7 protein-coding genes and 1 riboswitch are annotated in these 7,651 nt (G+C 46.9%); all 7 genes read left to right on the plus strand.

The window, feature by feature from the left end:
- Positions 1-270: an HPr family phosphocarrier protein gene (locus M1381_01320; GenBank protein ID MCL4477729.1), complete on the plus strand. Its 270-nt coding sequence runs from the start codon at positions 1-3 to the stop codon at positions 268-270.
- Entirely contained in the window at positions 267-1,988 is a 1,722-nt protein-coding gene (gene ptsP, locus M1381_01325; GenBank protein MCL4477730.1) for a phosphoenolpyruvate--protein phosphotransferase, read from the plus strand. Before M1381_01320 ends, ptsP begins: the two co-directional genes overlap by 4 nt.
- On the plus strand, positions 1,978-2,373 hold the full coding sequence (mce, locus tag M1381_01330) for a methylmalonyl-CoA epimerase (protein ID MCL4477731.1): 396 nt from the start codon (positions 1,978-1,980) through the stop codon (positions 2,371-2,373). Before ptsP ends, mce begins: the two co-directional genes overlap by 11 nt.
- Complete coding sequence (locus M1381_01335) at positions 2,370-2,912, plus strand: hypothetical protein (GenBank protein ID MCL4477732.1); 543 nt, start codon at positions 2,370-2,372, stop codon at positions 2,910-2,912. Before mce ends, M1381_01335 begins: the two co-directional genes overlap by 4 nt.
- Positions 2,913-3,053: 141 nt before the next feature.
- Positions 3,054-3,189: riboswitch (cyclic di-AMP (ydaO/yuaA leader) on the plus strand.
- A 205-nt stretch (positions 3,190-3,394) separates the two neighbouring features.
- Positions 3,395-5,188 (plus strand): potassium-transporting ATPase subunit KdpA, encoded by a 1,794-nt coding sequence (gene kdpA, locus M1381_01340; protein MCL4477733.1) that lies wholly within the window; start codon positions 3,395-3,397, stop codon positions 5,186-5,188.
- A 2-nt stretch (positions 5,189-5,190) separates the two neighbouring features.
- Positions 5,191-7,257 carry a potassium-transporting ATPase subunit KdpB gene (kdpB, locus tag M1381_01345; GenBank protein ID MCL4477734.1) on the plus strand — a complete coding sequence of 689 codons (2,067 nt, stop codon included), beginning with the start codon at positions 5,191-5,193 and terminating at the stop codon, positions 7,255-7,257.
- A 15-nt stretch (positions 7,258-7,272) separates the two neighbouring features.
- A partial coding sequence (locus tag M1381_01350) for a potassium-transporting ATPase subunit C (protein MCL4477735.1) occupies positions 7,273-7,651 on the plus strand: 379 nt, incomplete at its 3' end.

Below are 7,651 nucleotides of genomic sequence, written 5' to 3' on the forward strand. Positions count from 1 at the left end.
ATGAGAGAGGGTAGTTTTACTATATTCAATGAGCTTGGATTCCATGCAAGGGCAGCAGCCCAGTTTGTGAAACTTGCAAATAATTATGATTGTGAGATCACGGTTTATAAGGATGGGTACAGCGCTAACGGCAAAAGTATACTCGGATTATTAACCCTTGCAGCAAGTAAAGGCACAGTTCTAAGGATTATCGCCTCAGGCAAACATGAAGAAGAGGCGATAAATACACTCGGACAGATAATCAATAATAAATTTGGAGAGCAGAAGTGACCACTTACCTCAAAGGTATCGGAGTTTCCCCAGGATGGGCAACTGGTAAGGCGATAATTCCCATTGCAAATAACTTCGCCATATCCAGATATCACGTAATGGCTGACAGAATTCCCTATGAGGTGAACAGATTTATTTCTGCAATTGAAAAATCCAAGGAAGAACTAAACTCATTCAAAAATAAAATCAATACCGAAATAGGTAAAGAAGCAAAGCTTATACTTGATACACACATATTGATCCTTGAGGATAAAGGTTTAATAGAAAACATAGTGAGCAAAATAAAAAATAGTAGAATGAACACGGAGTGGGCTTTAACTGAGGTACTTGTAGAGATCGAGAAGACCTTTAACGGTATAGATGACGAATATCTAAAAGAAAGAAAATTTGATATAATACATGAAGGGCAGCGTGTTCTCAAACATCTTACGGAACGTGAAAGAAAAATCGAGCCTGAAGAGACGGGCATCCTTGTTATTACAGAGTTTGCAATGTCAAACTCTTCGTTCCTGATGAAAGAAGACATCCGTGCTGTCGCACTTGAGTTGGGCGGACTTGCATCTCATACTACAATAATTGCCCGTTCGCTCGGGATACCCGCGGTTGCAGGAATAAAAAATCTCTCGGAAAAAATAAAAGACGGGGACATGTTGCTGCTGGACGGGAATAACGGCATACTCATAATAGACCCTGAATCAGAGACCCTCTATAAGTATAAAACGGCTTCTATCCCTTCCGTTAGCACTATACAAAAAGACATTAAAATGGGCGTAAAAACGGTTGATGATGTACCCATAAAGGTTATGGCTAATATCGAGTTTCCTGAAGAAGCAGAGTATGCAAAAAATAAGGGGGCTGATGGTATTGGATTGTTTAGAACAGAATACCTTTATATAAGTAAAAAAGAATTACCCACGGAAGATCAAAGTTATAGCGAGTACTCCTCGATTGTAAAACTATTTCACGGTTCAACTATAATAATAAGAACGCTTGATACAGGCGGAGATAAGCTCTTATCAACACAGTATAAGAAAACGCAAAATCCCGCACTCGGGCTGCGTGGAATAAGACTTTGCCTTAAAGAAAAAGAACTTTTAAAAACCCAGCTCAGGGGAATACTCAGGGCAAGCGAATTCGGCGAAACCAGTATACTTTTGCCCATGATCACTTCAACAGAGGAAGCCATTGAAGTAAAGCAATTAATAGAGGACACCAGATCCAATCTTATTTCACAGGGATACAAACTCGGTACTGTAAAAATAGGTGCGCTTATAGAGACACCGGCTGCATCCATTATAATTAATGAACTATTGGACATACTCGATTTTGCAAGCGTCGGAACTAATGATCTTATACAGTATACCCTCGCCACAGACAGATCCGACAATGATGTTATTTATCTATACCAGCCCCTTCATCCTGCCGTAATAAGGATACTCGCATCAATAGCTACTGCCGCAGAAAATCATGGCAAACCTGCACAAATATGCGGAGAAATGGCCAATACGCCGCTCTATATACCACTTTTACTCGGTATGGGATACTCTGCATTAAGTATGGATAAGACTTCTATTCAAAGGATAAAAAGATTGATATCCAGGATCAATATGGAAAAATCAAAAAATATTGCAAAAAAGGCAATAACGCTCGGTTCTCAAAGCGAAGTAGAACAATTAATTTTAAAGTCATTCAAAGAGGAGTTGAGTTATGAGACTTAATCACATCGCTATCGCTGTTAAAGATCTTTCTCAGGCGGTTTCTATTTATCATAACAAGATCGGGGCATCGCTTGGCTCAAGGCATGTTGTTGAGAGTGAAGGGATTGAGATAGCCGTAATAAATCTTGATAATACCGAGATAGAGCTTATGATGCCTATTAACAATACAGGCGGTGTAGCAAAGTTTATAGAAAAAAGGGGCGAAGGACTTCATCATATATGCTTTGAGATCGATAATATAGAAGAAACTATAAAATCACTCTCAAACTCGGGTTTAAAAATCATTGACACCAAACCGGTGATCGGTTACAAAGGTAACAAGGCTTTTTTTGTGCACCCATCTTCGACAGACGGCGTACTTTTAGAATTTTATGAAAAGAGGTGATTAAAACAGTACCTTTAGATCTTTTAATGAATTTCACACTCGGACAGTTGTTTGCCATTGCCGGTGCCGATACTATAAAGAAGACGGCTAAGCCAATGAGGTCTTATTCTTTTATGCTTACCTTGATCTATGAGTTATTCATATTTATGCCTGCCGGTATATACCTGTTAATGGCATACTCTGATTGGAGCCTTATGTATTTCATAAATGCCGTTTATATCCCCATGCCGGTTAAAACATTAATACTGCTTGGTTATCCGGTGATGATTGTGCTTGGATTTTATGTTTCTGCAAAATTGATAAAACTTTCACTATCAAAGCTGAATATTTCCATACTAATTGCCTTAGTGCTTGCAATGTCCGCCATCTCACTTGTATATGTAAAAAGGCTTTTATTCGTAGGTACAAACCATGCATTTAAAAACGGTTCTGCTGTAATAATATATGATACACATCTGTTCATTGCACTTGTAGTAATTTTTGGTATAGCAATTCCCGTTGCCCTATACACATTATTTCTTGCAAGAAAGAGCGATTGATCTATAAGCCAGCATCTATAACAAAACGACCGCTCAAGTGCTATTTGTCTAAATGAAGGATTTAGACCTATTTCTTTCAAAAAATGTAGCAGGAAGACAACCGTCGTACTTGACAATCCTTTTTACATGATTATTTATTACTGCAAATAGCGGCCGAAACCCATTCAGAGAATGGGTGCGGGGGAACCAATTTGGGGCGCATTCCTCTTTTTCGAGGATAGGACACTTTCAAGTCCGAGCCTGTCAGCTAACCTCGCAGGCATTTGAAAGGGCAACTGGCATTGCGTGCAAGACCGTCGTTACCCGCGGTCTTTTTTTGCCCCGTTAGAAATTTTCGTTATGGAGAGAGGAATCTAAAACCACGTCTGTAAGGTACGCATGTGTAACTTCGGCGTATGGGCGTGATTTCTAACGGGGTTTATGCTCTTGCCCCTCAAAAAGGAGGAAGAGATGTTAAGATGTTTAAATATTGGGGGTTTATTATGCATGCCAATGTAGCGGCTGATGTTTTGCAGATCATTGTATTCCTTGTCATCCTTACCCTGCTCGCAGGACCGCTGGGCAGGTATATGGCAAGGGTTTACCAGGGCGAGCGAACCTTCCTGACACCAGTAATCGGTGCCGTGGAAAGGCTCTTTTACAGGGTCTGCGGTATACAGGCTGAAGCAGAGATGGACTGGAAACAGTATGCAGCATCACTGCTTGTCTTCAGCGCTATCGGATTTGCCGTAACGTTTTTGATTCTTGTGCTGCAAGGGTATCTGCCCTTCAACCCCGGAAGGTTCCCGGGATTTTCCTGGGACCTCGCACTCAACACAGCCATCAGCTTTCTGACCAATACCAACTGGCAGGCATACAGCGGGGAATCTGCCGCGAGCTATTTTACGCAGGTGTTCGCCCTGATGGTACATCAGTTTTACTCGGCAGCGGCTGGAATGTCCATAGCCATTGCCCTGATACGCGGGATCATACGAAGGAAATCCGCCACCATAGGCAACTTCTGGGTTGATATGACACGCGGCGTATTGTATATACTCCTGCCTTTGTCCTTTCTCTTTGCGCTTGTACTCGTCTCTCAGGGGGTGATCCAGAATTTTAGTCCGTACAAACAGGTAAGATTACTTGAACCGTATTCTTATGAAAAACCAAAGCTTGATGCAAAGGGCAATCAGATAACAGGTGTACTAGGAAAACCCGCTATGGAAACAGTGACCGTAACACATCAGACCCTGCCCATGGGACCTGTTGCAACACAGGAGGCAATCAAGGAACTTGGGACAAACGGCGGCGGCTTTTTCAATGCAAACTCAGCTCACCCATTCGAAAACCCAACACCGCTTTCCAATGTGCTTGAGATCCTTGCATTGCTGATTATCTCAGCTTCCCTGCCCATTACCTTTGGGAGCATGGCAGGTAAAAAAAGGCAGGGCTGGGCTATTTACGCCGCTATGATGGCTGTCTTTATTATTGCAACCGGTATGATGTACTGGGCCGAGTACACCGGGAATCCCCTTGTCCAGAGGCTTGGGGTACAGGGTGCATACATGGAGGGCAAAGATGTCAGGTTTGGACTTGGCGGCTCTGTCCTTTTTTCCGTGGCAACAACATCCACGTCATGCGGTGCTGTCAACAATATGCATGATTCTCTTACGCCTCTTGGCGGCATGGTACCTTTGACTCTTATGCTGCTCGGCGAAGAGGTGTTCGGCGGCGTGGGGTCCGGACTTTATACCATGCTTGCCTTTGTCATTATCTCGGTGTTCATATCGGGCCTTATGATAGGCAGGATACCGGAGTATCTTGGGAAGAAGATCGAAGCAACAGAGATGTGGATGTCCGTCATTATTGTGCTTACCTCGGGCATTCTCGTTCTGATATTCACGTCCATAGCACTCATAACAAGGGCAGGGGTAAGTGCCATGGGAAACCCCGGGCCTCACGGACTCACCGAGGTGCTGTATGCATTTGCGTCCACGTCAAACAATAACGGGAGCGCATTTGCAGGCTTGAATGCAAACACACTGTTCTATAATTTAACCACATCTATTGCCATGATCATGGGGAGGTTTGGTCCTGCAATCGCCGCACTTGCAATGGCAGGTTCGCTGGCAAAAAAGAAGTACGTACCGCCAAGCCGCGGCACACTTCCGACGGATCAACTGACATTTATACTCTGGCTTGTATCGGTTATCATCATAGTAGGGGCACTTACTTTTTTCCCCGCCCTGTCGCTCGGTCCGATCGTAGAGCACATGATGATGACAGGAGGCAGGTAGCCATGAGCAAAACAGCGAAAAAAAACAAGGGTGTATTTGTCCCTGAACTGATGAAGTCAGCTTTAATAGACTCTTTCAAGAAACTCAATCCCCGTACGCTGTGGAAAAATCCGGTTATGTTCGCCGTGGAGATTGGAAGTACCATGACAACAGTGGTATTCATGAACACCCTGATTACCGGCAGGGGAGAACCTCCATGGTTCACAGGGCTTGTTTCCCTCTGGCTCTGGCTGACCGTCATATTCTCAAACTTCGCGGAGGCACTGGCAGAAGGCAGGGGAAAAGCGCGAGCAGAAAGCCTGAGGAAGACCCGCACCGAGGTCGTGGCAAAAAAGCTGAAGAAACCAGATCTTCAGGGTGAATACGAGCTTGTGCCATCCGACAAGCTGCATAAGGGTGACCTTATCCTCGTCGAGGCGCACGACATCATCGGCAGTGACGGTGAGGTTGTTGCTGGTGCTGCGCTGGTAAACGAGGCAGCCATTACCGGAGAGTCCGCACCCGTCGTACGCGAATCCGGAGGTGACCGCAGCGCAGTGACCGGCGGTACCGAGGTCATTGCAAACAGTATTGTCGTGCGGGTAACGTCCGACCCCGGAGAAACGTTCATCGACAGAATGATATCCCTCGTTGAAGGCGCCAAACGGCGCAAGACGCCGAATGAGATTGCGCTGGAAGTCCTTCTCATTGCACTGACCACGGTGTTCTTTTTCGTCGTGATTAATTTGAAACCGCTGTCCCTGTACAGCATCCATGCCATGGGCCGCGGCACGCCGGTGACACTCACGGCACTTGTGGCACTGTTTGTGTGCCTGATCCCCACAACAATAGCGGCACTCTTGCCTGCAATAGGTATCGCAGGCATGGACAGGCTTTTCCAGAAAAATGTCATAGCACTATCCGGCAGGGCTATCGAGGCGGCAGGGGACGTTAATGTGCTGCTGCTGGACAAGACGGGCACCATAACACTCGGCAACCGGGAGGCGGTTGCATTCATACCGGTATCCGGCCGTTCGGATAAAGAGCTTGCAGAGGCAGCGCTCATGGCATCGCTTGCGGACGAAACACCGGAAGGAAGAAGCATCACCGTGCTAGCCAAACAGAAGTACGGCCTCAGGGTCATGGAATTGCCTCACAGCGCGGTCACGATCCCGTTCAGTGCGGTTACAAGGATGAGCGGCGTCGACATCGACGGCAACGCTTACCGCAAGGGGGCCGCGGACTCAATCGTGGATTACATCAAGGAAAGCAAGGGTGTTATCCCGGATGATCTTGACCGGCATGTAAAGGACATTGCCCAATCAGGGGGCACACCCCTTGTCGTGAGCAAGGGCATGGATGTCCTCGGGGTAATCCATCTCAAGGACATTCTCAAAGGCGGCATTCAGGAACGTTTCCAGCAGCTCCGGAGCATCGGCATCAGGACAGTTATGATCACGGGTGACAACCAGCTGACGGCCGCTGCAATCGCAGCAGAGGCACGTGTGGACGATTTCCTCGCGCAGGCCAGACCAGAGGACAAGCTGCGGCTTATACGCGAGAACCAGGAACAGGGGTACATGGTGGCAATGACCGGTGACGGGACCAACGATGCGCCCGCACTCGCACAGGCGGACGTCGCGGTCGCGATGAATACTGGGACACAGCCCGCGAGGGAAGCAGCAAACATCATAGACCTTGACAGTAATCCGACCAAGCTCCTGGACATCGTGGAGATAGGCAAGCAGATCCTGATGACTCGCGGAACACTCACGACATTCAGCATCTCCAATGATGTCGCGAAGTACTTCGCCATCATACCAGCCGCCTTTGCGCCGATCTACCCGCAGCTGCAGGTGCTAAACATCATGCACCTTGCCAGCCCTTACAGTGCCATCCTGTCAGCCGTTATCTTCAACGCACTCATCATACCGTTCCTCATACCTCTTGCGTTGAAAGGCACCCGGTACAGGCCCATGCCCGCAGAGAGGCTTTTGCTGTACAACCTGTTCGTGTACGGGCTTGGCGGGCTTATAACACCGTTCATCGGCATTAAGCTGATCGATATGCTGATCCATCTGTTTCTGTAGGAAAGCGAGGTTACTATGATAAAAAAAGAAATTAAAACCGGCATCAAGGTGTTCATAGCCATGACGATCCTGACCGGCGTGATTTATCCGGCGGTGGTTACAGCCCTTGCACAGTTCATTTTTCCGAAACAGGCATCAGGGAGCATCATCTATAAACCCGACGGCACACCGGCAGGTTCTGAACTTATAGGACAGCCGTTCACCGGTCAGGGTTATTTTTGGCCCAGACCGTCGTCAACCCCGGGTTTTCCGTATAACCCCATGGCATCGGGCGGGTCGAACCTTGGACCAACCAATCAAGCCCTTCTCGACAGGATAAGCATACGTGTCCATACCTTGATTGCAGCAGGCATCACATCTCCGGTTCCATCTGATCTGGTCATGGGATCCGGCA

The organism is Deltaproteobacteria bacterium (assembly GCA_023382265.1).
GTDB lineage: Bacteria > JAMCPX01 > JAMCPX01 > JAMCPX01 > JAMCPX01 > JAMCPX01.